The sequence below is a fragment of the Pseudofrankia coriaricola genome, from assembly GCF_001854805.1.
In the GTDB taxonomy this organism is placed as follows: Bacteria; Actinomycetota; Actinomycetes; order Frankiales; family Frankiaceae; genus Pseudofrankia.
Genome location: NZ_MBLO01000032.1, coordinates 25,622 through 50,805 on the forward strand (window position 1 = coordinate 25,622; position 25,184 = coordinate 50,805).

Annotated in this window: 23 protein-coding genes; 2 read left to right on the forward strand and 21 right to left on the reverse strand. The window is 67.3% G+C overall.

Annotation, left to right across the window (positions count from 1 at the left end; all coding sequences use genetic code 11):
* Window positions 1–3 precede the first annotated feature (3 nt).
* On the forward strand, window positions 4–837 hold the full coding sequence (locus BCD48_RS05470) for an LLM class F420-dependent oxidoreductase (RefSeq protein WP_071047202.1): 834 nt from the start codon (window positions 4–6) through the stop codon (window positions 835–837).
* Here the strand turns inward: BCD48_RS05470 and BCD48_RS05475 are convergent.
* The 19 genes from BCD48_RS05475 to BCD48_RS56380 all read right to left on the reverse strand — a co-directional run bounded on the left by BCD48_RS05475 (window position 787) and on the right by BCD48_RS56380 (window position 22,713).
* The gene (locus tag BCD48_RS05475) at window positions 787–2,253 is read right to left on the reverse strand and encodes an MFS transporter (protein ID WP_198543097.1); all 1,467 of its coding nucleotides are present in this window, start codon (window positions 2,251–2,253) and stop codon (window positions 787–789) included. The two genes, BCD48_RS05470 and BCD48_RS05475, sit on opposite strands and share 51 nt — an antisense overlap.
* On the reverse strand, window positions 2,250–2,654 hold the full coding sequence (locus BCD48_RS05480) for a universal stress protein (RefSeq protein WP_198543098.1): 405 nt from the start codon (window positions 2,652–2,654) through the stop codon (window positions 2,250–2,252). The genes BCD48_RS05475 and BCD48_RS05480 overlap by 4 nt, the downstream gene beginning before the upstream one ends.
* 39 nt (window positions 2,655–2,693) lie before the next feature.
* The gene (gene kce / locus BCD48_RS05485) at window positions 2,694–3,629 is read right to left on the reverse strand and encodes a 3,5-dioxohexanoate:acetyl-CoA acetone transferase (protein WP_071047203.1); all 936 of its coding nucleotides are present in this window, start codon (window positions 3,627–3,629) and stop codon (window positions 2,694–2,696) included.
* Between the two features lie 241 nt (window positions 3,630–3,870).
* Window positions 3,871–4,773 (reverse strand): mycofactocin-coupled SDR family oxidoreductase, encoded by a 903-nt coding sequence (locus BCD48_RS05490; RefSeq protein WP_071047205.1) that lies wholly within the window; start codon window positions 4,771–4,773, stop codon window positions 3,871–3,873.
* Window positions 4,774–4,854: 81 nt separating this feature from the next.
* A complete protein-coding gene (locus BCD48_RS05495; protein ID WP_071047207.1) occupies window positions 4,855–6,798 on the reverse strand; it encodes a hydantoinase B/oxoprolinase family protein in 1,944 nt (647 codons plus the stop codon).
* A gap of 15 nt (window positions 6,799–6,813) precedes the next feature.
* Window positions 6,814–8,847, reverse strand: a complete 2,034-nt coding sequence (locus tag BCD48_RS05500; protein ID WP_071047209.1) for a hydantoinase/oxoprolinase family protein — start codon at window positions 8,845–8,847, stop codon at window positions 6,814–6,816.
* A 9-nt stretch (window positions 8,848–8,856) separates the two neighbouring features.
* A complete protein-coding gene (locus BCD48_RS05505; RefSeq protein WP_071047210.1) occupies window positions 8,857–9,081 on the reverse strand; it encodes a hypothetical protein in 225 nt (74 codons plus the stop codon).
* A 49-nt stretch (window positions 9,082–9,130) separates the two neighbouring features.
* Complete coding sequence (locus tag BCD48_RS05510) at window positions 9,131–10,618, reverse strand: aldehyde dehydrogenase family protein (protein WP_116271427.1); 1,488 nt, start codon at window positions 10,616–10,618, stop codon at window positions 9,131–9,133.
* A 152-nt stretch (window positions 10,619–10,770) separates the two neighbouring features.
* Entirely contained in the window at window positions 10,771–11,715 is a 945-nt protein-coding gene (locus BCD48_RS05515; protein ID WP_071047234.1) for an NAD(P)-dependent oxidoreductase, read from the reverse strand.
* A 76-nt stretch (window positions 11,716–11,791) separates the two neighbouring features.
* Window positions 11,792–12,166: a carboxymuconolactone decarboxylase family protein gene (locus BCD48_RS05520; RefSeq protein ID WP_071047212.1), complete on the reverse strand. Its 375-nt coding sequence runs from the start codon at window positions 12,164–12,166 to the stop codon at window positions 11,792–11,794.
* A gap of 81 nt (window positions 12,167–12,247) precedes the next feature.
* Window positions 12,248–13,699 carry an aldehyde dehydrogenase family protein gene (locus BCD48_RS05525; protein ID WP_071047214.1) on the reverse strand — a complete coding sequence of 484 codons (1,452 nt, stop codon included), beginning with the start codon at window positions 13,697–13,699 and terminating at the stop codon, window positions 12,248–12,250.
* A gap of 76 nt (window positions 13,700–13,775) precedes the next feature.
* Window positions 13,776–15,038 (reverse strand): acetyl-CoA hydrolase/transferase family protein, encoded by a 1,263-nt coding sequence (locus BCD48_RS05530; RefSeq protein WP_071047216.1) that lies wholly within the window; start codon window positions 15,036–15,038, stop codon window positions 13,776–13,778.
* A gap of 67 nt (window positions 15,039–15,105) precedes the next feature.
* Window positions 15,106–16,275: a CaiB/BaiF CoA transferase family protein gene (locus tag BCD48_RS05535; protein ID WP_071047217.1), complete on the reverse strand. Its 1,170-nt coding sequence runs from the start codon at window positions 16,273–16,275 to the stop codon at window positions 15,106–15,108.
* Entirely contained in the window at window positions 16,272–17,108 is an 837-nt protein-coding gene (locus BCD48_RS05540) for an enoyl-CoA hydratase/isomerase family protein (protein WP_071047218.1), read from the reverse strand. The genes BCD48_RS05535 and BCD48_RS05540 overlap by 4 nt, the downstream gene beginning before the upstream one ends.
* Before the next feature lie 239 nt (window positions 17,109–17,347).
* Window positions 17,348–18,193 carry an SDR family oxidoreductase gene (locus BCD48_RS05545; protein ID WP_071047235.1) on the reverse strand — a complete coding sequence of 282 codons (846 nt, stop codon included), beginning with the start codon at window positions 18,191–18,193 and terminating at the stop codon, window positions 17,348–17,350.
* Between the two features lie 52 nt (window positions 18,194–18,245).
* Window positions 18,246–19,454, reverse strand: coding sequence for an ABC transporter permease (locus BCD48_RS05550; protein ID WP_071047219.1), 1,209 nt, complete (start codon window positions 19,452–19,454; stop codon window positions 18,246–18,248).
* Window positions 19,454–20,869: an ATP-binding cassette domain-containing protein gene (locus BCD48_RS05555; protein WP_131803800.1), complete on the reverse strand. Its 1,416-nt coding sequence runs from the start codon at window positions 20,867–20,869 to the stop codon at window positions 19,454–19,456. The genes BCD48_RS05550 and BCD48_RS05555 overlap by 1 nt, the downstream gene beginning before the upstream one ends.
* Window positions 20,870–21,036: 167 nt before the next feature.
* Complete coding sequence (locus tag BCD48_RS05560) at window positions 21,037–22,188, reverse strand: sugar ABC transporter substrate-binding protein (RefSeq protein ID WP_071047221.1); 1,152 nt, start codon at window positions 22,186–22,188, stop codon at window positions 21,037–21,039.
* A 228-nt stretch (window positions 22,189–22,416) separates the two neighbouring features.
* Window positions 22,417–22,713: an MFS transporter gene (locus BCD48_RS56380; protein WP_157910437.1), complete on the reverse strand. Its 297-nt coding sequence runs from the start codon at window positions 22,711–22,713 to the stop codon at window positions 22,417–22,419.
* On the opposite strand from BCD48_RS56380, the gene BCD48_RS52030 reads away from it, so the two are divergent.
* A complete protein-coding gene (locus BCD48_RS52030) occupies window positions 22,645–22,800 on the forward strand; it encodes a hypothetical protein (protein WP_198543100.1) in 156 nt (51 codons plus the stop codon). The two genes, BCD48_RS56380 and BCD48_RS52030, sit on opposite strands and share 69 nt — an antisense overlap.
* A gap of 65 nt (window positions 22,801–22,865) precedes the next feature.
* Here BCD48_RS52030 and BCD48_RS05565 read toward each other — a convergent pair whose 3' ends face one another.
* Both BCD48_RS05565 and BCD48_RS05570 read right to left on the reverse strand, forming a co-directional pair.
* The gene (locus tag BCD48_RS05565; protein WP_071047222.1) at window positions 22,866–23,636 is read right to left on the reverse strand and encodes an SDR family NAD(P)-dependent oxidoreductase; all 771 of its coding nucleotides are present in this window, start codon (window positions 23,634–23,636) and stop codon (window positions 22,866–22,868) included.
* A 35-nt stretch (window positions 23,637–23,671) separates the two neighbouring features.
* The gene (locus BCD48_RS05570) at window positions 23,672–25,060 is read right to left on the reverse strand and encodes an MmgE/PrpD family protein (protein ID WP_071047223.1); all 1,389 of its coding nucleotides are present in this window, start codon (window positions 25,058–25,060) and stop codon (window positions 23,672–23,674) included.
* Window positions 25,061–25,184: the final 124 nt, after the last annotated feature.

Below are 25,184 nucleotides of genomic sequence, written 5' to 3' on the forward strand. Positions count from 1 at the left end.
GTGATGGAGATCGGCATCTCGGTGTTCCCCACCGATCGGACGATCGGGGTCATAGAACTCGCCGAGCAGGTCGAACAGCGCGGCTTCGAGTCGCTCTGGTTGACCGAGCACACCCACATCCCGGTCTTCCGGGATCCGGACAGCCCTGCCGGGGGAGATATCGCGGAGCACTACAAGCGCACCCTCGACCCGTTCGTGGGGCTCACCGCCGCCGCCATGGTCACCAATACCCTGCGCCTCGGGTTCGGCATCCTGTTGCTCGTCCAGCGCGATCCGATCACCACTGCCAAAGCTGTCGCGAGCCTCGACCAGGTGTCCGGCGGCCGACTCATGTGCGGTGTGGGCGCCGGATGGATCCCTGAGGAGATCGCCAACCACGGCACCGTTGCCAGGACCCGGTTCAGACTGATGCACGAGCGAGTGCTCGCGATGCGCCGGCTATGGACCGACGACGAAGCCGAGTTCCACGGCGAGTTCGTGTCCTTCGACCCCGTCTGGCAGTGGCCCAAGCCCGTTCAGCATCCGTTCCCCTTGTACATCGCCGGAAACACGACGAACAGCATGGAGCGCGTGGTCGAGGCAGGCGAGGGCTGGTTCCCGGTGGGCAACAAGTGGTCGGAACGTGCCCGTCTGGTCCAACAGGTCGCGGAGTTCCGCGACCTGTGCGAGGTCCGGGGGCGCGATCGCCTGCCGGTCTCAGTCTACTCACCGGATCCCGCACCCGATCCACTCGACGAGTTGCGTCAGGCAGGGGTCGATCGCGTCGTCCTCACGATCAGCCAGGAGTCACGGGAGGCCGCGCTGAGGGACCTCGACCTGTACCAGTCGCTTCTCTGAACGACTGTCGCGCCGTGGAAGGAAGAGCAGGCAGAGCGCGACGACCAGCAGCAGACCGCCGGCGTCGAGGGCCACCGAGGCCCGGCGCGTGAGCAACTCGGCGGGCGTCCGCCCCGATGCGTGCACCTGTCCCGAGATCGCGACCAGTGCAGCGAGCCCCACCGACCCACCGAGCTGGTGGGCTACGTTGACGAGCCCGGACGCAGCGCCAAAGTTCTCACTGCCTACGCCGTCCATGGCCATAACGGTCAGCGGGGCCAGGGCTAGCCCCTGCCCAGCTCCAACGCAGAGGATCGGCAGCGCGATCGCCGTCAGGTACGGCTCAGAGGGCTCCAACCGGCTGAGCCAGAACATGCCCGTCGCAGTGATGGCGAGGCCAACCGAGAGCACACATGTGTTGCCCCACCACTTCGTCAGGCGCGGCACAGCGAGCGCCGTCACGATGTTGATCAGAGTCATGGGTAGAAAGGCGAGGCCTGCGGCCAGAGCGGAGTAGCCCAGGACGTCCTGCAGGTAACGCGAGACGAAGAACCAGAAGCCGAGCATGGCTCCGAGATACAGGAAACGACCCGCGTACGCCACGGAGCGTTGCCGGCTGCGGAACAGCGCGAGCGGGATGATGGGCTCCGACACCCGCTCCTCATTGACCAGCGTGGCCGTCAGCAGGAGCACCCCGGCGACCAGGGCGCCGAGCGTTAATGGGTCGGACCACCCCGAGCCGGCGGCACGTACCAGCCCCAGCACGAGCGCGGACATGCCGGCCGTCGATGCGAGCGAGCCTGCGAGGTCGAAGTCGCCCGGTCGGCGCGCCGTCTCGTCGATGCTCCGGAATGTCGCGGCGACCAGGACCAGCCCTATCGGCACGTTGAAGAAGAAGCCCGCCCTCCAGCCGACGGTGTCTGTCAGGAGTCCCCCGGCGACGAGCCCGAGCGTCGCCCCGAAGCCGGCGACGGATCCGTAGTACGCGACCGCTCTCGTCCGCGGTCGTCCTTCCGGGAAACCGACGGCGAGCAGGGCGAGGGTCGAGGGCGCAATCAACGCAGCTGCGACCCCCTGCAGAGCGCGTCCGGCGAGGAGTAGGGTCGGCGTCCCCGCGAGGCCGACGATCGGCGACGCGGCGACGAAGCAGAGAAGGCCCGCCACGAGGACGCGACGACGGCCGAGGATGTCTCCGGCACGAGCCCCGAGGAGCAACAGCCCGCCGAATGCCAAGGTATACGCCGACTGGACCCACGCTAGTCCGGCGGTGGTGAAACGCAGATCGCTGTGGATGCGGGGCAGTGCCGTGACGACAAGCGCCACGTTCATCACGATCATCAGGTAGCTGATCAGGATGATCGCGAGGAGTGCTCGCGGACGCGCTCCTGTTCCGGCGACGGAGGATGCGGGCGCGACGCGCGACGGGTCCGGTGTCACTGAGCCTTGACGGCGAGAACCGGACACGTAGCACCGAGCAGGATGCGCTGGGCATTGCTTCCCAGGATTAGCTTCCCCACCGGCGTTCGGTTACGGAGGCCGGTGCCCAGGTCGGCGTCCACCTCCGCGGCGATCGAGACCACGTCCTCGGGGACACTTCCACCGGCGGTCAGGGGTCGAACCCCGAACCGGACACCCGAGTCCTGTAGCAGGCGGGCAACAGGGTCCATGGCCTCATCGACCTCGACACCGTCGACGACGACGGAGCCACCGTCGGGCTTCGGGAAGACCACGAGGAGGAGGGCATCACGATGCCGGGCCTCCACGATCCCTCGCGCCAGTGTCGCCGCACCTTGCGGCGTGGGGACGTAACCGACCACGACCGGATTGCCGATGCTCACGTCGTTCCTCCCTCTCCAGACGGCCTCGATCGCTTGCCGCTACACCTTGATGGAGTCGCTGCCCTTGAGCTCCAGCATCTGGCGAGCATCGTCGGGCGTCGCGATGTCGTGGCCGAGTTCGTCGAGGAGTCGCGCGACCTTTGCGACCTGCTCGGCGTTGCTCTCCGCAAGCCTTCCCTGGGTCAGGTAGAGGCTGTCCTCCAGCCCCACACGGACGTTTCCGCCGAGGAGAGCGGAGGCCGTCGCGAAGGTCATCTGATGCCGTCCCGCACCGAACGCCGACAGGTAGTAGTCGTCGCCGAACAGCTTGTCGGCGATGCTCACCATGTGGGTCAGGTTGTCCACGTCGGGACCGATCCCACCGAGGATCCCGAAGACCGCCTGGATGAAGAACGGTGGCTCGGCCAGCCCTTTGTTGACGACGTGCGCGAGGTTGTAGAGGTGGCCCACGTCGTAGCACTCGAACTCGAAGCGGGTCCCGCGCTCTTTGCCCAGGCGGAGCAGGCTCGTCTCGATCTGGGCGAACGTGTTGACGAAGATGCTGTCTGCCGACCCCAGGACGTACGGCTTCTCCCAGTCGTAGCGCCACTCGCGCTCGCGCTCGGCGGCGCCGGCGAAGTTGAAGTTGATCGAACCCATGTTGAGTGATGCCACTTCGGGTTCGAAGACCAGCGCAGCCTCGAGTCTCTGCTCGACCGTCATGGTCATCGCCCCACCGGTGGTGATGTTGATGACGGCGTCGGTGTCGCGCGCCAGCGCCGTGACGAACGGACGGTAGACCTCCGGATCCGAAGCGGGGCGCCCGTCGACCGGATCGCGAGCGTGGACGTGGAGGATCGCCGCGCCGGCCGACACCGCCGCCAGTCCCTGCTCGATCATCTCGTCGGCGGTGACCGGGAGGCCGGGCGACATCGACGGGGTGTGCACCGACCCGGTCAACGCACAAGAAATGATGGTCTTGTGGCTTCGCCTCATGCTGCCCGTCCTCGCTCCATCGCCGGCAGGTGGTCGTGGTCGACGCGAACCTCGAACGCGCCGACTATCTCTGATTATCATAGAAATGAACTCACGCGTCGCGGGCGACCACTACGCCGTAAGGCTCGCGCGCCGTGTAGCCGAACTGCCCCGGAATACCTCCCAGCACCCGGCCTTCGCCCTTTCCGACGTGGCCCTCGTGGTACCAGGGATTCCCTTTGACGCAACAGACGTGACGGAATCACGCACCCAGCGACGGAACCTGCTGCTGGAGCTCCCACAACCGCGTTCCCACGAACGGAGTGATCCCCGGAGGCTGGATGCTGGTCCCCGCATCCACCGGCAACGCGATACCGGTCACGTACTTCGCCTCCTCCGATGCCAGGTAGAGGACGGCACTCGCCACCGCCTCCGGTTCGATCCATGGAACCGGCAGGAGGTTGAGCGACGTGGCCGGCCACTCCATGTCCTCGATAGTCTTCGTCGGGTCGTCACCGCAGAACGCCCTGACGTGGTGCGGGTTCAGGAACAGCGGCGTTGCGACCGCGCACGGACAGACGGCGTTCGCACGGATCCAGTAGTGCGCCAGTTCAGCAGCCAAGGTCTTGACCATGCCGATGAGTCCCCACTTCGCCGAGACGTATGCAGCCTGGTTGAACAGGCCGGTCAAGGCCGCGGACGAGGCAGTGACGGTGATCGACCCGCCGTTGTCGCGCAGGTGAGGGACGGCCGCCCGAGCCGTGCGCCAGACGCCCGACAGGTTGGTGTCGATGATCAGATCCCAGATGGCGTCCTCCGCCTCCGGACCCTCGACGGTGTGCGGAATGGTGATGCCGTGGTTGATGACGACCGTGTCGATGTGGCCGAGTTCGGCGACGGTGTCGGCCATGACGGCCCGCATCGCGGCAGGGTCGCGGGCGTCGGCCTTGAAGCTGAGGCAGCGCCGTCCAAGCGCCTCGACGGCCGCCACCGTCTCGGCGAGCTCGTCGACGGTACCCATGGGATAGGGAACGTCGGGGTACTGGGCGCAAGCATCGGTGATGGCGATCTCGGCACCCTCCGCCGCCAGGCGGACGGCATGCGCTCGGCCCTGACCGCGAGCACCGCCGGTGATCACGGCCACCTTTCCCGACATCCGATCCATCGCACATCTCCTTCCATCGCAGTTCAGACACCCGCGGCGCGGGCCGCGAAGCAGGGACCGGCGTCGCCGCACCTGGGGTCCTCAGCTGAGCCTGGTCGTGCCCGCCTCGAGCTCGGCGCGCAGTGCCGCCGTGGCGCGGACGTCGACCTTCACGCCCTCGGGGTCGGTCTGCGGATCCCCCACCACGACGACGCCGTAGTCCCGCGCGGCTCCCGCGATCGACACGTACTCGTCCCGGACGTCCCGGGCCACACGCTCCGGGTCCCTCGTCAGTGCGGCACCCCAGCCGCCGCCGCCGTTGGTGCGATAGCGGAACATGGCTCCCGGCCCGGTTTTCCAGGTCGCGACACGCCCGAAGTAGGCGTACACCCCGTCCGGAGTCGGGAGGCGAGTGTCCGGATGGACGACGCCCGCAAGTGCGGTGGATCCCAGGTAGGACGAGTCCTCGATGCCCGGGAACGCGATATCCGCGGTTCCCTCCTGGTCGAGGATCCACACGCCGCCCATCCGGCCGGCATCACCACCGTTGACGCCTGTCCCAGAGGGAGCCTTGAACCGCAGCGGAGTCGTGTAGTGCTCGGCGTCGTCCAGGTAACGGACGTCCTTGATCGTCCCGGAACCGCCTCGGTGCCGTCCCGGGCCTCCGGTGTCCGGCACGTACTCCTTGCGCGCGATGACGACCGGCACGGAAGCCTCGATCCCCTCAGTGGCTGGTGACATTGTGTTCACGAAGTAGAGCGCGTTGTAGCCGTCTCCGTCGCCCTCACGGCTCGCGCCCCAGGCACCCCACTCACCGCCGCATTCGGACAGGCTCTGCCAGGTGGTGCCGTCGCCGCGCGTGCCCTGGGCGTTGTGCGTGCTCGTGGAGCCGTAGTCCCCCCCGATACTCCGGTCACCGAGCACGTCCTTGAGCGCCACGATGATGGCGGCGAGGATGGCGGACGACACCTCCCAGTAGAAGAAGATGGCGCCATCCGGGGGAAGCGCACTCGCGACCGTGCCAGGAGGGATCACCACATCGATGTGCCGGAAGCTTCCCGAGGTGAAGGGCGATCTGACACCGGTGGCCATGTTGAGCCCCACGCCGACCGCCGTCTTCGCGTCGAGGGCGCCGGCGTTGATGCAGGTCTGCGCCTGCCGGGACGAGCCGCTCAGGTCGACCTCGACCCGCGCACCCCGTTTGATCACCTTGACGACCACGTCGTACTGCTCGTCCGTGGCGTTGTCCGCGTCGAGGATGGCGGTCCCCGTGTAGTCACCGTCCGCAACGCTCGCGAGCGCGTCCGCGATCTCTTCGGCCGACCGGTCCGTGGCGAACCGCATCGATCCGAGCATCGCCGCGCGGCCGTAGCGCTCCACGCTCTCGCGGAACATCGACAGTCCTAGTGCACAGCTCTCGTTGATGGTGCGGATGTCAGGCAGGAGCAGCTGCCCCCAGCGCGCGTTGTCGAAGATGAGGCTGAAAGTGGACCGCACAGGCGTTCCCTGCGAGTACAGCAGGATGGGCGGGAGAACGAGACCGTTCTCGTACGAGTCGGTCTTCTTGGCGCCGAAGCCCCCCGGCACCGAGCCACCCATGTCGAGCTGATGGGCACGGATGACGATGAATCCGCTGATTCTGTTCTCGAAGAACGCCGGCGCAACGAACATCAGATCGTTCACGTGGCAGCCGGCGCGGTTCGGGTCGTTGGCTATCAGGAGGTCGCCGACGCGGAGGTTCTCGGGCCCGTACTCCTCCACCGTGTTGCGGACCGCGTCCGAAAGTGTGCCCAGGAAGAGGGCGAGCCCGTTGTTGACCGCGGGCATCGGGTAGTCCAGCTCCGGCGGTCCGACGACCGCCGTCGCGAAGTCGCTCATATACGAGATGATCGGAGAGAAGGCCTTGTGCAGAAGACCCGTCGCCATGTGCCCGCAGATGTAGCGCAGCCGGTTGCTGAGCACCGACGCGGTGAACCGGTCGCACCCGTAGGACTCCTGGAACTGCTCATCCTTGAGGTCGCGCAGGGCGACTGACGTGGTCGTCATGTGGGAGGAGTCCTCTCACCGCTCGCTGTTCGTATCAGAGGTGATGACGATTTCGCCGTACCGGCCCACCGTGGCCAGTTGCCCCTGGTGGACGTGGACGGTGCCGAGCCTCTCGCGGACGATGGCGGGTCCCCGGAAGGCGTCCCCGGCCCGCAGATCGGTGCGCTCGTACACGTCCGCAAGCTGTTCCTCGTCACCGATGAAACGCAACGGGGTGCTCGCGCGAGGCACGAGCGCCGCTCCCTCCCGGCGCGGCAGCACCGGATACTGAACCTTGGGTGTCGGCAGGATCGCGCTGACGCGATAGGTGGCGCCCTGGACCGGGATGGCCTCAAAGCGAGCGCCGGACCGTTCGGCGTACACGTCATGGAAGCCGGCCACCATCGCGGCGATCCCCTTGACGCCGAGTGTCCCGTCAGGAACGGGGATGAAGGGGGTCTCCCACGCCTGACCGAGCAGCCGTCCGTCGAAAGAACGCACGATGGTCGCGGTGTCGGCCTCGGCACCCAGGCGACTCCGCAGGGCGCTCTCGAGCTCCAGGTAGATCGCGTCGATTCCATCGGCGGCGGATTCGTCCAGCACCGTGTAGTGGCTACGGCTGTCGGTGAAGACCCGGTCCGCGGATAGCAGCCCCAGAGCGGAGAAGAGGCCGGCGTGCGGAGGCACGATGACGCTTCGGGCGTGGACGAGCTCGAGGATCGCGGGAAGCAGCATCGGTCCTGCCGCGCCGTACGCCACCAGGTCGTAGTCGCGGGGATCCACTCCCGCACGCACGATCTGGTTGAAGACGCCCTCGGCGATGTTGTGGACCGCGATCCCGTAGGCGTGTGCGATCCGCTGCTCCACGGGACTGTGCGTGTCCAGTTTCTCGAAGGCGCGCCAGGAGGCGTCACGATCCAGGAAGCCGGAGGCGAATCGGTCCGGGTCGATGATCCCTACGAGAAGGCAGGTGTCCGTGGTCGTGGGCTGGACTCCGCCTTTGCCGTAGCACGCGGGACCCGGATCCGCCCCGGCGCTCGCCGGCCCGACCACGATCTCTCCCGTGGGGCCGACCGAGACGATGCTGCCGCCGCCCGCTCCGATCGCGTGCACCTGGCTGGAGAGCGTGTTCACGACGAGGTCGTGCTCGATTTCGAAGGTCGTGTCGACGGTCGGTGAACCGTTGCGGACGATGCTGATGTCGCAGGAGGTCCCGCCGATGTCGGCACAGACGAGGTCGGACCTGCCGATCAGGCTGCCGAAGTACGCGGCGGAGACGGCCCCGGCAGCAGGGCCGGAGAAGACGATCCGGCTGGGCACGTTCATGGCGTCATCCACCGGGGACAGCTGGGCGGCACAGTCCGCGAAGTTCATCTGTCCCCGGAAGCCGACCTTCTCCAGGCCGTCCTGGAGCAGCTTGGTGTACGGCCCGTAGACGATCTTCATCGTGACGTCGATGACCGTGGTGGACGCGCGAGGGTACTCGCGGGCGAGTGGAGAGACCCTGCTCGAGACCGAGACCGGGATGTCTCCCAGGACGGCGCGGACGAGTTCCGCCAGGCGCTCCTCGTGCGCGCCGTTCACGTACGAGTTGATCAGGCAGATGGCGATCCCACGGACGCCGCAGCGACCAAGCAGCTCGATCTCGCGACGTGCCTGGTCCTCGTCGAGGTCCTGGTAGACCCGCCCGTCGGCCAGCGTCCGCTCGCTGGCTCCCCGGCGCAGGTAGCGCGGCACGACCGGTGCGGTCGAGTCGCCGAAGGACCGCCGCCAGTGCGCGTCTGTGACCGCGTCATTCGGCCGCCAGCTCTGCGCCATGTCCAGCACGTCACGATGGCCGGCCGTGGTCAGGAATCCGACCTTGGGTAAGTTCCTGGTGAGGATGGCGTTGAGTCCATGGGTGCTGGCGTGGTTGAACACCGGCGCCTCCGGCACGTTGACCAGGTCTGCGCTGGCCAGCACGGACAGGTGCGTGTCACGCACGTTCGTCGGCACCTTGTAGGCCCGGATCTCGCCGTCCTCGACGGCGATGATGTCCGTGAAGGTGCCGCCGACGTCGATGCCGATCATTTTGCCTCCTCAGACCGTGTCGGACAGCAGCTGGATGTAGCCGAGCAACGGACCCCGCTCGCGGGCCACCGAGTGCAGGCAGGCCTGGCACTTGACGACGTCGAACCACCCGCGCTCCTCGAGCACCGGGTACGACGCGAGCTCGGCTGCCCCGCACGCGGGACACGTCCCTGGGGCCGGGGTGCGGTCGACACTCAGGTGGGTCTGCTGCGGTCGAGGATGTGCAACGGTCATGGCGAACTCTCCCTGGGACAGAACGGGCGCACGAGCAAGGGAACGCCTCTCATGACGAGAGGTCGATGTAGACGCACTTCTCGTAGAGGAAGGCGTCAACGTGCCCCGGGCCGCCCTTCACGCCGTAGCCGCTCATGCGGTGGCCGTTCATGCCCACGGTCATGTCGAGCAGGCCGTAGCAGTTGACCCAGACGCTGCCGGAACGGATCCCGTTCACCATCGTCATGACGGTCGTCGTGTCACGGGTCCACACGGCTCCACCGAGGCCGAAGGGCGTGTCGTTTGCGAGTACCAGCGCCTCCTCGACGTCGTCGAACGGCAGCACCGACACCACAGGGCCGAAGATCTCCTCGCGAGCGATGGTCATGTCCGGCGTCACGTCAGAGAAGACGGTCGGCTGCACGAAGAACCCGTCCGCCAGGTCGCCGCCCAGCCGAGCCCCGCCCGCGGCCAGCGTCGCCCCCTCGGGCCCCGCCCCCTCGACATAGCCCAGGACGCGGTCGAGCTGGGCCTGCGACGCGACAGGCCCCATCTGGACGTCCGGGTCGATGCCGTTGCCGACGCGCAGGGACGCCGAGAAGTCCACCAGGCGCGAGACGAACTCGTCATGGACGCTGCGTTGCACGAGCAGACGGGTGCCGGCGGTGCAGATCTGCCCGGAGTTGTTGAACACCCCCATCGCGGCCCCCGGGACGGCGCGGTCGAGGTCCGCGTCCGCGAAGACGATGTCGGGTGATTTTCCGCCCAGTTCGACCTGGACCCGCTTCATGTTGCTCACCGACGCCTCGACCACACGCCGTCCGGTCTCGACGGAACCGGTGAACACGACGCGGTCGACATCGGGGTGCGCCGCCAGCGCACCCCCCGCCGCACCGTGACCGGTCACGACGTTGACCACGCCCGGTGGCACGCCTGCCTCCTCGAGCAGACGGGCCATGTAGAGCACCGAGAGGGACGTGTACTCGCCGGGCTTCAGCACGACAGTGCAGCCGGTCGCGAGAGCACCGCCGACCGTGAACCACTCCCCGACCAGAGGGCTGTTCCAGGCCAGGATCCCGCCCACCACTCCGAGCGGCGCCTTGATCGTCATTGTCATCACGTCGCCGGCGAGATTGTTCGGCAGGGTCGAGCCACCGACATTCACCGTCTGCGCCCCGAAGTACGCGATGGTCTGCAGGACGAAGCTCTTGAGCCCCCGCGAACGTGTGATCGGCGAGCCCAGGTCGAGTGTTTCGAGAAGAGCCATCTCATCGAAGCGCTGGTCGACGAGGTCGTGGATCCGCATCAGCAACGCTTGGCGCTCATAGGGCTTCCAGCGCGACCAAGGGCCCTCGAACGCCCGACGGGCCGCCCGCACCGCACGATCGACGTCCTCGTGATCTCCGTCCGCGAGATGAGTCAGGACCTGCCCCGTCGCGGGATTGAGGGTGGGGAAGGTCTTGCCTGAGGCGGAGTCGACGACGGCGCCGCCGATCACGTGCCCGAGGCGCGAGGCCAGGAACGAGTGCGGTGCCGTGTTCTCCTTCATGGAGGTCATGAGTCCATCCTTGGTACCAGCGCGCTCGGCGCAGAACTGCGATCCGGTGACAGGTCGCCGTCAGCGGGGCCGCACACCTCCGCCATCGATCACTACGGATGTGAGAGGCCCTCCCGATAATCTCTCATTATAATTGGCCTAAATGCAAGGGATTATTTGCCAGCAGGACGCGAGGCCTTCAGAACGGCGTCCAGCCGCTCCGGGTCGACGGCGATCTCCACGCCCGCCCGCTCGAGCTGAAGCGTGAGGAACACCCGGGCGTCCAGATCGCCGAGGCCGCGCTGGATCGCCGCCGCCATCTCGTCGCGCGTCATCTCCGCCATCCTCATCGGGACGTCGTGGTCGGTCCCTAGCGCGGCGCCCAGCGAGAGGTCCTTGTGGGCCAGCTTGAGCGGCATCGCCGGTGGGTCAAACTTGCCCGGCAGGAACTGCTTGGTGAGCATGTCGAGGGGCGACCGCTTCCCGACGACCCCCAGCCGGATGGACTCCCAGAGGTCCAGCGGGTCGACCCCCGCCTTGACGGCGACGGAGAACGTCTCGGCCAGTGCGAGCTGGATGATGGAACCGAGCATGTTGTGGCAGAGCTTGGTCACCGTCCCGGCACCGGATGCGCCGACATAGTGGGTTTTGTCCCCCATTGTCGTCAGGACGGGCAAGCAGCGTTCGTACACCGCACGGTCACCACCGACCCAGATCGCCAGGTCACCCGAGGCCGCACCCGCCGGACCTCCGCTCACCGGGGCATCCAGGAACGAGAGGTCGCGGCGCAGGCACTCGTCGTGGATCTCCTTCTGGAGCGACAACGAGTTCGTCGACAGGTCCGCCAGGATCGTGCCCGGCCGAGCGTTCTCGACCAGGCCACCCGAGCCCAGGAAGACCGCCTGCGCCTCCGGCGGACCGGGCAGCGACGCGAAGATCACGTCGCAACGACGAGCGACCTCGGCGATGTCCGAGGCGGGCGTCGCGCCTGCGGCAGCGAGCAGGTCCACGGGCTCCGCGCTGGTGTCGAAGACGAGCACCTGACGTCCGGACCGCCGCACCAGGTTCGTGGCCATGCCCTGACCCATCCGGCCCAGGCCGATGAATCCGATCGCCATGCTGGTCTCCTCCTGCGGGTCGGCCGTGGGCGCCTCGTCCCGAGGCCGCGGCGCGGGTGTCGGAACCGCGTACACGTCAGATGTCGAGTTCCTCGAAGACCTTGCTGGCGATCGCGAACGAGGAGAGTCCGGCCGGCATGCCGGCGTACACGGCCACCTGCAACAGACATTCGCGAATCTCGGCCTTGCTGAGACCGTTCGTGATCCCGCTCCGTACGTGCCCGGCCAGCTGGTCGGGTCGGTTGAGGGCGGCGAGCATCCCGATGTTGAGAATGCTCCGGCTGCGGCGGTCCAGCTCGGGCCGGGTCCAGACGGTGCCCCAGCAGAACTCCGTGAGGATGTCCTGCATGGGCTTGTTGAAGTCGTCCGCGTTCCTCGCCGCGTCGACCACCGCGTTGCCCGCAACCTCGCGCCGAACGGCCTCGCCTGCTGAGTAGGTGCTCTCGTCCATGGAGTTCTTCCGCCTTTGCTGGAGGCTTGTCGCTCGGAGTGGGCGTAGCGCGTGAGCGGTCGGAGGCTGCCTCGCGCCTCGTCAGTGTGCAGTGTGGATAGTCTGGATCTGGGTGAACTCGTGCATGCCCCAGATGCCGTTCTCGATCCCGATGCCACTCCACTTCGCACCTGCGAATGGCGCGGAGGGGGTAGTGATGGCGTGGGTGTTAACCCAGGCGGTGCCGACCTCGAGACGCGCCGCGACGTCGCGGCCGCGGTCCTCGTCGGAGGTCCAGACCGAGCCCCCCAGCCCGTACGGGCCACGATTGGCCCGCCCGAGTGCGTCATCCAGGTGGGTGTAGGCCAGCACCGGAAGCACCGGACCGAACTGCTCCTGATCGACCACCGCCATCCCGTCCTCGACGCCGGTGAGGATCGTCGGCGGGTAGAAGTAGCCCGGACTCTCGATCGGCGTCCCGCCCGTGACCGCTCGGGCACCACGGCTGAGCGCGTCGTCGACGAGACTCGTGACGATCTCGAGCTGCGCTCGATTGTTGAGCGGCCCGAACTCTGTCCCGGGTTCCATACCGTTGCCGACCACACTGTTGCGGGCATACCCGGCCAAGGAGTCGACGACGTCGTCGAAGAGCCGCTCGTGTACGTACACGCGCTTGATCGCCGCGCAGGTCTGACCACAGTTCACGAACGCCCGGTCGAACAGACCCTGCCCGATCAAGGCCGGATCGGCATCGTCGAGCACGATCGCCGGATCGTTGCCGCCCAACTCCAACGTCGCCCGCTTCAGGTCCGGCGCCACCGCCGCCGCAACAAGTTTTCCGGTCGCGGTCGACCCGGTGAACGTCACCTTGCGCGTCAACGGGTGCGAGGTCAGCCAACCCCCCAGCTCGGAGCCGCCACCACTCACTGCGCTGACCACACCCGGCGGAAAGACCGACTGCAGCACCTCCACCGCCTTCAGCGTGGCAAAAGGGGTGTACGGCGAAGGCTTGATCACCAACGTGTTGCCTGGACGCAGCGCCTGCGCCGCCTTCTTCATCGCCATCTGGATCGGGAAGTTCCAGGCACAGATCGCTACCGCCACCCCCAGGGGCCGGCGGTGCACAGTCACCGTACGTTCGGTGCCGTCCTCGACCATCTCGGGCGCGGACAGGTCCAGATCGGCGTACCAGCGCAACCAGGTCGCACTGGTCGACACCTCTGCCAAGGACCCCGAGAACGGCTTGCCCTGCTCCGCGGTCAGCAGCAGTGCCAGTTCCGAGGCCGACGCCTCCAGCGCATCCGCCGCCGCACGCAACGCCGCACACCGCGCCGCATCGTCGGCACGCCAGGAAACGAAGGCCCGCGCCGCCGACTCCATGACCGCGTCGACCTGCGCCCGTGACGCGTCCGGCGCATCGGCAAACCGCTCCCCCGTCGCCGGGTTCACCACCTCGAACGTCCCCGCGCCCGGCACCGGACGACCATCGACGGTCAGCGACACACCCGCGGCCAGCCCGGTCAACGCGCCTGTCGAAACCCCTACGATCGACATGACGAACCCCTCTCCTCAGGACGCGCTGCAGCAGCGGACCGCGAACGTTCGTGTTGCTGGTCTTCAGATGGACGGCTTAGTGGGTGCGGGGCAGCTTCTTGGCCGCCGCGAAGAGTCCCTCACGGTGGTCCGGGTGACTGATTCCGGCCAGTGCCTCGGCGCGCTCACCGGCGGACAGGAAGCGCAGATCCGCCACGCCGTACTCGGTGACGACGTGCTGCACGAGTGTTCGCGGCACGGTCACCAATCCCTTTGAGAGGACCGGCACGATGCGCGATGCCCCGCGGACGGTGGTCGAAGGAAGGGCGACGATCGACATGTTGCCGGCCAACTGCGCGCCGAGCATGAAGTCGACGCTGCCACCGATGCCACCGGCCTGCCCGCCCCGGAGCACCTCGGAGTTGAGCTGGCCGTACAGATCGATCTCGAGGGTGGAGTTGATCGAGACGAACCTCTCCCACCTGGCCAACGCCTCCAGGCTGTGCGTGTGCAGGCCGTTCTGGAGATTCACGGCGGGGTTGCGGTCCACCCACCGATAGAGGTCCGGCGAACCGACGACCTCACCGACCACGGCCGCAGGGCCGTCCGACATGCAGCGCCCGGACTCGATCAGCGCTCGCCCTCCGTCGGTGAGCATGCCCGTGATCCGGAGATCCGTGCGGTCGGTGTCGACGAGCGTCTGGCACACGGCCTCCGGCACCGTTCCGATGCCGCACTGGATGGTCGCGCCGTTCGGGATGAGGTCGGCGACGAGACAGCCGATCTCTGCGTCCAGAGGGCCCGGCGTCCGATGCGGGTACGCCCGCAACGGTGCCTCATGCATGACCACGAAGTCGATCTCGGACTCATGAATGAGCGAATCGCCCAAGGTGAAAGGCATCCGGGGGTTGACATGTGCGATGACCACGGTCGCCCGCCTCGCCAGCAGCGGGGTGAGACTCGAACTGATCCCGAAGCTGTGGTTGCCGTCGGCGTCCGCCGGCGACACCTGCACAAGTGCCACGTCGATGTCCGCGCCCTCGACGTAACGACAGGTCTGCGACCACGACATCGGGAGGAAGTCCACGGCCGGCCCCATCTCGGCGTCGACGTTCGACGTGCCTGGCATGAACCATGTGTTCAGCCGCACGGACGCCCCGAGCTCCGGTGCCATGGCGCGATAACCGTCGAGGAGCATGCCTCCCAGCAGTGTCAGCGCGCCCACCGAGCGGGCGCGCTGCGCCAGCGCCTCGAGGAGCACAACCGGCTCGGAGCTCAGTGAGCCGGTGGCGACGAGCATTCCGGACTGCACGGCGCGCATGGCCTCGTCCGCCGAGACGACCTGGGGTGAATCCGACATGTTCCATCCCTCATTGCATCGGTGCTGATTGAAGGGCGCAGCAGCGCGCCAAGAGACAAAGGCGCGCTCAGGCCTCGCGGCCGAGCCACTCCTTCAAGACGTCTGCGGTGTCAGCACCGAGCAGCGGCGCCGGCGCCGGCCGCTCGCCCGACATCAGGCTGGACCGGATCGGGTTGCCCGCGACGGTCATCTCGCCCCAGGCGGGGTCGTCAACCGCGACGATCATGCCCCGCTCCCGCGCATATGCGAGGCGTACGACGGAGTCGACGTTCCATACCGGCGCAGCAGGAACGTCGCACGATCCCAGCGCAGCGAGGACCTCTTCGGTGGTCCGTGCGGCCATCCAGGCATTGATGACGGGATCCAGCGTGTCCCGGTGCTGATGCCGCAGGATCCCGCTGGCGTATTCGGGTACGTCCACCAGGTCCGGGCGACCGATGGCTTCCGCGAACCTGACCCACACGGGATTCCCCAGGACGCCGAGCACGACCTGGCCGTCGGATGCGGAATAGGCCCCGAAAGGCGCACCCAGCGCGTGGACACCGGGCGGGGGGATCGTCCCGAAGGTCGTGTACATGATGATCGCCAGTTCGTTCAGGGCGATCGCACCGTCGAACATCGCGACGTCGATGTATGCGCCTTCACCGGTACGCTCTCGGTTGTACAGTGCCTGGTAGATCGCGGACTGCGCGTTGGCTGCGGCAAAGATGTCCGCGAGTGGGTAGCCCGGGTACACGGCACCCGACTCCGCGCCTTCCGGTCGCAACATGAGGCCGGCCATGGCCTGCGCGACGATGTCGAACGCGGTGAGGTACGGCAGGTCTCCCTTGTTGAACTCCGGGACGCCGAAACCCGACACCGCGGCGTAGATCAGCCGAGGATTGACCTTGCTCAGCTGCCCGTAGTTCAGCCCGAGGGCGGATAATGACGCAGGGCGGGCGTTCTCCAGGAATACGTCCGCCTCCCGGATCAGTTCGAGGAATGTCGCACGATCCGCTTCGTCCTTGAGGTCGAGCACCACGCTGCGCTTGTTCCGGTTCGCGCGGACGAACGAGAGACTCTGCGCCCCGTCCCCATCGCCCTTGATCGGTGGCACCGTGCGGGCGCGGTCGCCGCCCCGCGGCGGCTCGATCTTGACGACCTCGGCACCCGCGTCGGCCAGCCACATCGTCGCCATGGGGCCGGCGATGAAGGTCTCCACCGCAACGACCCGGATGCCGTTCAGCGGGCCTTTCACTTGCGCCACTCCGGCGTCTGGGTGCCCGGCCAGAACTCGTCGAGGCCGAGGGTGTGCAGCGAGCGTTCCTGGCCGAAGACTGCTGGACGCTTCTCGTCGAAGGACGCGAACCCCTCGAGCGCGTCCGCGGTGTGGAAGCTGCGCTTGGTGACCGCCTCCTCCCACTCCAGGGCCTCGTCCCAGCCCAGATCCAGATTGTCGTAGGCAAGTCGCTTCGTGGCCTGCACTGCGCCCGGGCTGAAGGACGCGATCGTGGTGGCGATATCCATGGCTTCGGCCATCGCCCCGCCAGGTTCGGTCAACCGTTGGGCCAGCCCGATGCGATGTGCCTCGGCACCGTCGACGTACTTCGAGAGCAGCAGGATCTCGATCGCGTTGCCCACGCCTACGAGCCGGCTGAGCCGGGTCGCCTGGGTGGCCCCGTTGGCGACTCCACGCTTGAGTCCGGACGGCCCCATTCTGGACGACGTCGAAACGACCCGGATGTCGCAGTAGAGGGCCAGGCTGAACCCTCCACCGACGGCGAACCCGTCGATGGCGGCGATGACCGGTTTGTAGAATCGCCAAGGCTTGTGCAGGGCTGTGCGGTCCTTCGTGGCGCCTGCCCCGACCACGCTGTCGGCCACGTAGTCCGGGATGTAACCGCCCGCACAGAAGGCTTTGTCGCCGGCGCCCGTGATGACGAGCACCCGCACGTCGTCATTGGAGACGACATCGGCGTAGGCGTCGAGAAGCTGCGTCGACATCTCCGGGTCCACGGCGTTCCGTTTCTCGGGGTTGTTGATGACGATCGTCGCGACGTGATCGCTGACGCCGTAGTCGATCTGACCCACTGCGATCCTCCTGTTCCCACGGTTTCGCGGGATCCGACTCCCCGCCCATTGGTGTCTCGACCGCGCAGCCTGGCGATCTGCAAACTCGCTCGTCCATGGACGCGTCGTCTGCGGTGGAGTGCCCGGCAGATGCCGCATCTCCCATTTCTCTTATACTAGATGTTCGACGCGCCGCAGTCGCCTGCGTCCCACATCCCGGAAGCGTTCTCGAGTCGGTTGCGTACGGTCGCCTCTGCAGATCAGGCGCTGACATAGCCTAGAGAGAGGGAGAGGTCGCGCAGCGCGTCGACCTCCTGCATCAGGAGGGCGGCCTGGCCCTCGGCCAGCCCGATGGCATCCGCACCGGCGACGAACCGCCTGGGCGGCGGATTCATGCCGCAGATCTCGACCATCGCCGCCGCCAGTTTCTCCGGATCTCCTGGCTGCTGTCCGTTCTTGGTGCGCCAACTGACGACCTGTCGCGATCGCCGGTCGGCGTAGTCGGGCACCGGACTCCCCGTAGGGGCATCCGCGGCGTGCGCCAGGAAATCGGTCCTGAATGATCCGGGATTCACGATCGTGGTGTGGATCCCCAGCGGCTCGACCTCGCGTCCCAGCGCCTGCATCCATCCCTCGAGCCCGAACTTGGCGGCGTTGTAGGACGACCAGTACTCGAAGCCGACCAGGCCCGCGGAGGACGAGACGGACACGATGTGGCCGGAGCCTTGGGCCCGCATGACGGGAAGCGCTGCGCGGGTGATGTTCATGGGGCCGAGCAGCCCTGTGGCCAACTGCTGCTCGATCTGCTCCGGGAGCAACTCTTCGAAGTAGCCGGCCACGAATGTCCCGGCGTTGTTCACCAGGACATCGAGGCGCCCGAAGCTGTCGGCCACCTCTGCGACGGCGCTTCGCGACTCCGCGTCGCTGGTGATGTCGAGGCGGACGCCGAGGAGCCGGCCGGAGGTAGCTCCCAGCACCCCGGTGATCGCTTCAGGATCGCGCCCTGACGCGACGACACGATGCCCGGCGGCGAGTGCGGCGCGGACGATGCACGCCCCCAGGCCACGACCGGCGCCGGTCACGAGCCAGACCTTGCTCTCGTCCATCCGCTGCTCCATATCTTCCGCCCCGCTCGACGCGCCGGTTCGGCGACGAGCGCTAACGTCGCGTCCTGGTGGCCGTGGACAGTGCGACGGCTCCGATGAGAACCAGACCGTTGATGACGTTCACGTAGGTCGGCTGGAGCCCCGCGACGATGAGTCCCAGGCCGACCCACGTCACGAAGACCCCGCCGACGACGGTGCCCGGCGCCGAGAACCTGCCGTCGGACAGCACCACCGTGGACAGGAATGCAGCAGCGAAGGCTGGGAGCAGGAAGCTCGCGGCGATGTCCGGAGACGCGGAGCCCTGACCGGCGGCGAGGCAGATCCCTGCGGTCGCCGCCAAGAGACCGCCGATGACGTACGACTTGATGACCTGCTTTCGCACCTTCACCCCGGCCAGCTGTGCGGCAGCGCGGTTGGACCCCACTGCCTGCACCTGACGACCGAACGTCGTGTACTGCATGAGGACCCACAGGGCGAGCGTGGCGATCAGCAAGAAGGCGATCATCCACGACAGGTTCCGGATCCACTCCCAGATGCGGACGACGAACACCAGCAGAGCGGCGACGACGACCAGCGTCGCCACCTTGGCGACCAGCCAGCGGCGACCGTCCCAGCCGACCGGGCGGACCCGATCGAGCCCGGTGGAGAAGGAGGCGAAGAGAGCCAATGCGGCCAAAGTGACCAGCCACGTCGGTGCCTTGTTGGCGAACGACCCGAACGAGACGAACCATGCCGGCAGTTGCGTGCCGCCGGGGAGAGGACCGACGTAGGAACCGCCGGAGTACACCGACGCCAGGCCCGTGCAGACGGCCCCGGTGCCGAGCGTGGCAATGAAGGCGTTCACCTTCAACCACTCGACCAGGCACCCGTTGACGAAGCCGACGACGACACCGATCGCCAAGGCCGCGAGCAGGGCCACCGGGAAGGATAGTCCCTGATTGACGGTGAGGCCGATGGTGAAGAAGCAGGACAAGGTGGCGTTCCCTGCGACGGACAAGTCGAACAGGCCCGCTATCAGCGTCACGAGGACGGCGAGCCCGAGAAGCAGGACCGGCACGCTCTGGTGCACGTCCAGCAGGCGCCCCGCCACGTTGAGGAACTGTCCGCCGAGGAACACCCCGAAGGCTGCGAAAATGAGCAGGAAAACCAGGAGGGTGATCGAGTTCTCGATCAACCTCCTGCGGACGACCCGCGACTGGACGACCGCGGCCTGACGCACCTTGACGACCTCGGGCGTGTCTTCGTTGATCGCCTGCACCATCACACCATCAGCTCCAGTTCAGAGGCGGTCATCTCGGTGACCTGCCGCAGCCGTTGCAGGCGACCGTCGACGACGAGCGCGACGCGGTCGCACACGGAGAACAGATCTTCCGCGTCAGAGCTCGCGACGAGGACCGCAGCACCGCTGGCGGCCATCTCGCGGATCAGTCGATAGATCTCGGATCGAGTTCCGACGTCGACACCGCGCGTCGGCTCGCATAACACGTACAGATGCGGTTGGGCGAGGAGCGCCCGCCCGAAGATCACCTTCTGCTTGTTGCCGCCGGACAGCGTGTCGAACGGGACGTCCATCGGCCGCGGTCGCACGGACAGGTCGGCCGCGATCTTGGCGCAGTCCCGCAGCTCGCGCCGGGGCGAGAGAAGCCGCGCTCCTCGCCGGCGCCACCGCCACAGCGAGGACACCGACAAGTTCTCGCGGACGCTGAGCGCACCGAAGCCTCCCTGGCTCTCGCGGTACGGGGGCACGAGCGCCCGCTTGAGGCCTTGGCGGTGAGCGACGACCTCGCCGCGCTCAGGCTTCAGGCTGCCGTTCACGAGAAAGGCGATGTCGTGCAGTCCCGACCCAGGCAGTCCGCTGATGCCGATGACCTCACCCGCATTGAGGCGCAGGTTGATCGGGCCGAGCTTGCCCACGCACACGTCGTGGAGCTCCAGCACGCACATTGGTTCCTCACCTGCCGCGGCGCGTGTGTTGATCTCGCGGGCGTCGCTTTCGTGCTGCATCAGCATCTCGACCAGCGCGGCCCGGTCGAGGCCCGCGGTCGGAGCGTCCTGCACGAGCTCGCCGTCGATGATCACGACGACACGATCGGTCGCGTTGAGGATCTCGGACAGCTTGTGGGTCACCATGATGACCGTCGCGCCCGATCGAGCAGCGAGCGCAAGGGACTCGATCACGCGGCCGGCGTCGGCCGGCGGCAGCGCCGACGTGGTCTCGTCGATGACCAGGATGTTCGCCCCGCGCCCCATCACTCGTGCGACGGCGACCAGCGTCTTCTCCCCGGGTGTCAGGTCGGAGAGGTAGGTGTCAACGCTCATGCTCAAACCCACCAGGCGCAGGGCTTGGGCCGCTTCTGCACGCTCGGCCCGCTTGTCGAGAACGGGACCGAGCCGCCGCTTCGGTGGTTGAGCCAGGCTGAGGTTATCGGAGATCGTCAGACCGTCGATGAGACCCAGGTCCTGGTGGATGAAGCCGACGTCCGAGCTGCTCGCCAGGGAGCGGACCGGCTTTCCACCGAGCCGGATCTCGCCGCTCGTGGCCTCGTAGACCCCTGCGAGAATTTTGATCAAGGTCGATTTCCCGGCGCCGTTCGGGCCCATCAGGCCGACGAACTCTCCCCCGCGGATCTGCAGGTCGACGCCTTTCAGAACCTTGTTGGCGCCGAAGGACTTCACGAGCTGCGAGACCTCAAGGGCGAACGCAGACCCGGCGTTCGTCGCGGATGTCGTCACGGGAGCTCCTGTCGCGGCAGTGCGATCGGTCGAAGGTCGTCGAAGGTCGAGGAAGTGGTGCGGGGACGCGTGCGACGTCGGAGCCCGGCGCACGCGTCCCCGCACAGAACTCAGGCCGAACCCCAGAGCTTCTTGAAGTTCTCCTCGTAGCCCTCGGGGGCGGGGAACACGTCGGGCTTCTTGTTGACGTACTCCTTGACGTTATTCTGCGTAATGAGCGTGCTGGGCATCGCGTCGTATCCGGTCCACGACGGGGCGCCGACCTTGATGCGTGCCATCAGGTCCGCGGCGGCCCATTCCTCGTAGGTGAAGGGATCGGCGACGTCGAAGTCGTTCGGCGGGTTGTCGCCTGCGAGCGAGGCGATACCGTCCGGGCTGCCGTCATAAGAGCCGATCTTGAAGTCCAGTCGACCGGCGTTCTTTGCGGTATTGGACATCTGCACGCCCAGCCCGTCGTAGTGCCCGATCACGTAGTCGAGCGTGCCCTTCGGATGCGACGCCAGGAGCGCTGTGAACGACGGAGGCCCGGGCTTGGAGAGGTCCGCCGCGGCAAAGTGCGTCAGGGTGAACTCGCAGTCCGGGCAGTTGCTCTCGATGGTCTTCTTGAAGGACTGCTGACGCAGCACGGCGGAGGCAAACTGCGGGTCGTCGAACGCTGCGATCCTCGCTTTGGGACCGGCGTTGGCCAGGACCTGCCAGGCTGCGATCTCGCCCTGCTCGGCGAAGTCGACGGTGACGTCGTAGACCTTGCCCTGCCACTGCGGACCCGACACGCACTGGGTGCACATGATCGTCAAGCCCGCGGCGGCGGCCCGCTCCACCGACGCCTTGATCGTGTTGACGTTGACGGCGACCAGAACGACACCGTCCAGCTTGTTGGCGACGGCACGGTCGAGGAACGCGGCCTCCACCTGCGGGGAGAACTGGCCATCGACGGGAGGCGGTGCGTCCCAGCCCATAGTCTTCAGCGCGGTCACGGCGACCTGCGACTGAGAGGCGCAGACCGGCGCACCGAACCCGCAGGCGAGCACTTCTGCCTTGCCGGTGCCCGGGTCGAACGCCTCGGTCGGCCCGGGGTAGGTCGAGGGCCCCTTCTCGTACTCCGCGACCTTGGTCTTCGCCGTCGCCTGGACATCCCCCGCGGCGGCAGCGGAATCACCGGGTCCCCCGGAGCCTAACGCGGTCGAGCCGCCGCATGCGCTGAGCACCGCGGCGCTCACCACGAGCGCAGCCACCACGCCCACGAGCCTCTTGCCGGTCATCTGTTGATCTCCTTGGCCGGTCGACGGTCGTCTCGTCCGTCGACGTGAGTGCGTCACCGCCGCCAGCTGGCTCGTGTCGTAACCCGGTATTCTCTCGCAACGATTACCATAGTTTGTGGTGACGCACGCCACTTGTCAATGGCTCAGAGACGAGCGGCCGGAGATTCCTGGAGCCCGTACAACCAGCGCACCTGGGGAGCCGGGCTCGACAGCGCCGCGATCCGCCTCTCAAGCTCCCGGTCCGACACCACGAGGCGATGCTTCAGGTGGCGCTCGTACTCCTGCCACGACCCGAGCGCGTAACGGGACGAGATCCGGGACGAGCGACTGGAAGGGAGTGAGGGTCAGTGCGTTGCTCACGCCGAGGAGGCAGGTAAGCACGAGCACCCAGGACGCTTCGAGCGCCCCGAACCAGGCCAACCCGGCCAATGCGGCACAGGTGATCATGGCGGCGCCATGCACGCCGATCAGGAGGCGGCGCCGATCCGTCGCATCGGCGAGCACACCGGCGGGAAGCGCGAGCACGGCGACCGGGAGAGTGATCGCAGTCTGGACCAGGGAAGCATCGCGGAGGAGGCGAACGCGATCGCGAGGTACCGGAAGGCGCGGTGACGCAGTGGCCCGGCAGGTCTCCGACGGTCGGTAGAACAGCTCTCAATCAGGCTTGAGCGAGGACGTCAGTGAGCGACGAAGCCCCCGTCGACAGGCAGGGCTACGCCAATGACGAAGGAGGACGCGGGGCTCGACAGCCAGAGCACCGCATTGGCGACCTCGTCGGCGCGGCCGAGGCGACCGATCGGCTGATCGCGCAGGATTTCTTCGAGGATCTCCCCGTGCGACTGGGTCAGACCTTCCGACATGGGCGTCTGGATCACACCCGGGCAGACGGCGTTGACCCGGATACCGTGGGAGGCGTAGTCCATCGCCACGCTCTTCGTCAGCCCGATCACCCCGTGCTTGGCCGCGTGATAGGTCGCCCGGTTGGGCAGACCTACGAGGCCGCCGAGCGACGAGGTGTTGACGATGACGCCGTTGCCCTGCCGGCGCATCTGGAGCAATTCGTACTTCATGCAGGCCCACACGCCGCGGAGATTCACCGCGGACACCTGGTCGAAGGTCTCGATCGGCTCGTCCGCCATCTCGCCGGTGTAGCCGAGCACTCCGGCGTTGTTGAAGGCGATGTCCAGCTTGCCGAACTCGGCGACGGTGCGCTCGACGGCCGCCGCGACCTGCTGCTCGTCGGTGACGTCGCAGGGCAGTCCCAGCACCTGGTGGCCGGCGGCGGACAGCTTCTCCGTCGCCGGTCGCAGGGTGGTCTCGTTGACGTCCACAATCACGACGGCGGCACCGGCCTCCGCGAAGCCCGTCACACTGGCGAGACCGATGCCGGAGCTTCCGCCGGTGACGAGGACGACCTGGTCGCGAAAATCGTAGACAGGGTGCTGCATGCGGGGATTCCCTGTACTTCCTGTCGGGGCCTGGGCTAGTTGGCGGGCGGCGGAGCGAGGATGTCGCTGAGGCTGCGCGCGTCCTCGAGGTTGGCGATGCCACGCACCGCGGCGATCAGCGCGTCCGCGTCGATCGGCACGATCGCGTGCGCGGCGCAGGCGCGCACCTTCGCGTCGATGTCGTCGCCGCTCATCGGCCGGTCCGGGCTTCCCAGGACGTCCGACGCTAGGTACTCCTGCGTCTTCCCCGTCGTGGTCGTCAGCACAGCTCGCACCGGGGCGACGGCCGTGGCCGGCAACGCCTCGTCGACGAGGACCCGCACCCTCTCCCGCGCGAAGGAGACCAGGGCGTCGTCACTGCGCCGGGAGGGCGCGAAGTCGTCGAGACCCACGTTGCCCCCGTCGATCGCGACGGTCGCCGTGTAGGCGGCGCTGAACTGGGCATCAACCTCGGACATCGGGGTCTGTCCCACTGGGCGGCCCACCACGCTGGCCATGAAGGATGAGCCGTGGATCTCCAGGCTCGCGATGTCCGTGAGTTTGTGGCCGGTGGAGATCTCTCGCCCGATATCGATGACGGGATGGGTGAAGCGGCAACACGGATAGGGCTTGAGCGACAGTTCGACGCAGCCGTAGCGGTCCCCGAGACCGTCGAGGACGACGTTCCGGTCGTAGCGGTCGTCCTGGTAGAGGTGGAAGTACCCCATGGAGCCCTCGAGCGCCTCGTGGGGACCGGTGATGCCGGCCTCGGCCAGACGGGCGGAGATCACCCCGCTCTTCGCCGCGAACGCCGGCGAGATGCGTTTGGCCAGTGTCGCTTCGATCAGCGCCTGCGTCGTGCCCGAGGTCTGGCAGAGCTGAAGTCCGAACGCGTTCGCCGTCCTCTCGGCGTCCAGGCGGAGCATCCGGGATGCAGCCGCGACCGCGCCCCATCCCGCGCAGAGCGCGGTGCTGTTCCATCCGCGCGCGGACTTCGGACCGCCGGCGCGGCCGATCCGTGAGGCCACCTCGAGTCCGATCACCACCGTTTCGAGGAAGACCCGACCGGGAACCGGTTCCTCGGAGGAGTCCAGGATCGCCCAGGCCGCCGGGAGCACCCCCGAGTAGGCATGGAGCGGCACGGCGTCGTCGGTGTCGTCGTAGTCGCGACCGTGCAGCATGGCGCTGTTGGCGAAGGCTGCCCACGGTTCCGCCAGCCGCTCACCCGTGACCCATGCCCGGCTGCGTGAGTTGCCGCCCCAGGCGTTCAGCACCCCCAGCACCTCGGGCACACCGGTGGCCGTGCTGCCGGCCAGGGACCCCCCGATGGCGTCAAGCAGGGATGCTGCGACTACCGCCAGGACCTCGTCCGGGACCGAACCCATGGGTGTGTTCGCGACGAAGTCGCTGAGCGCCAACGTGACGTCGGTCTTCTGCGTCGTCATCCAGTGCTCCCCAGATACGAGTGGCGGACGCGGAGTTCCGGACCCATTCTCTAAGAATCATTATAACTCTACGGCGCCAATGGAGGCGCGACAAGGTCTCAGCGACGTAACTTCATGGGCTCGA

Coding starts and splice junctions, on each gene's coding strand:
- BCD48_RS05470 (WP_071047202.1), top strand. CDS start 4: ATGGAGATCGGCATCTCGGTGTTCCCCACCGATCGGACGATCGGGGTC.
- kce (WP_071047203.1), bottom strand. CDS start 3,629: ATGAGGCGAAGCCACAAGACCATCATTTCTTGTGCGTTGACCGGGTCG.
- BCD48_RS05490 (WP_071047205.1), bottom strand. CDS start 4,773: ATGGATCGGATGTCGGGAAAGGTGGCCGTGATCACCGGCGGTGCTCGC.
- BCD48_RS05495 (WP_071047207.1), bottom strand. CDS start 6,798: ATGACGACCACGTCAGTCGCCCTGCGCGACCTCAAGGATGAGCAGTTC.
- BCD48_RS05500 (WP_071047209.1), bottom strand. CDS start 8,847: ATGATCGGCATCGACGTCGGCGGCACCTTCACGGACATCATCGCCGTC.
- BCD48_RS05505 (WP_071047210.1), bottom strand. CDS start 9,081: ATGACCGTTGCACATCCTCGACCGCAGCAGACCCACCTGAGTGTCGAC.
- BCD48_RS05510 (WP_116271427.1), bottom strand. CDS start 10,618: ATGACCTCCATGAAGGAGAACACGGCACCGCACTCGTTCCTGGCCTCG.
- BCD48_RS05515 (WP_071047234.1), bottom strand. CDS start 11,715: ATGGCGATCGGATTCATCGGCCTGGGCCGGATGGGTCAGGGCATGGCC.
- BCD48_RS05520 (WP_071047212.1), bottom strand. CDS start 12,166: ATGGACGAGAGCACCTACTCAGCAGGCGAGGCCGTTCGGCGCGAGGTT.
- BCD48_RS05525 (WP_071047214.1), bottom strand. CDS start 13,699: ATGTCGATCGTAGGGGTTTCGACAGGCGCGTTGACCGGGCTGGCCGCG.
- BCD48_RS05530 (WP_071047216.1), bottom strand. CDS start 15,038: ATGTCGGATTCACCCCAGGTCGTCTCGGCGGACGAGGCCATGCGCGCC.
- BCD48_RS05545 (WP_071047235.1), bottom strand. CDS start 18,193: ATGGACGAGAGCAAGGTCTGGCTCGTGACCGGCGCCGGTCGTGGCCTG.
- BCD48_RS05550 (WP_071047219.1), bottom strand. CDS start 19,454: ATGGTGCAGGCGATCAACGAAGACACGCCCGAGGTCGTCAAGGTGCGT.
- BCD48_RS05560 (WP_071047221.1), bottom strand. CDS start 22,188: ATGACCGGCAAGAGGCTCGTGGGCGTGGTGGCTGCGCTCGTGGTGAGC.
- BCD48_RS52030 (WP_198543100.1), top strand. CDS start 22,645: ATGCACGCCGATCAGGAGGCGGCGCCGATCCGTCGCATCGGCGAGCAC.
- BCD48_RS05565 (WP_071047222.1), bottom strand. CDS start 23,636: ATGCAGCACCCTGTCTACGATTTTCGCGACCAGGTCGTCCTCGTCACC.
- BCD48_RS05570 (WP_071047223.1), bottom strand. CDS start 25,060: ATGACGACGCAGAAGACCGACGTCACGTTGGCGCTCAGCGACTTCGTC.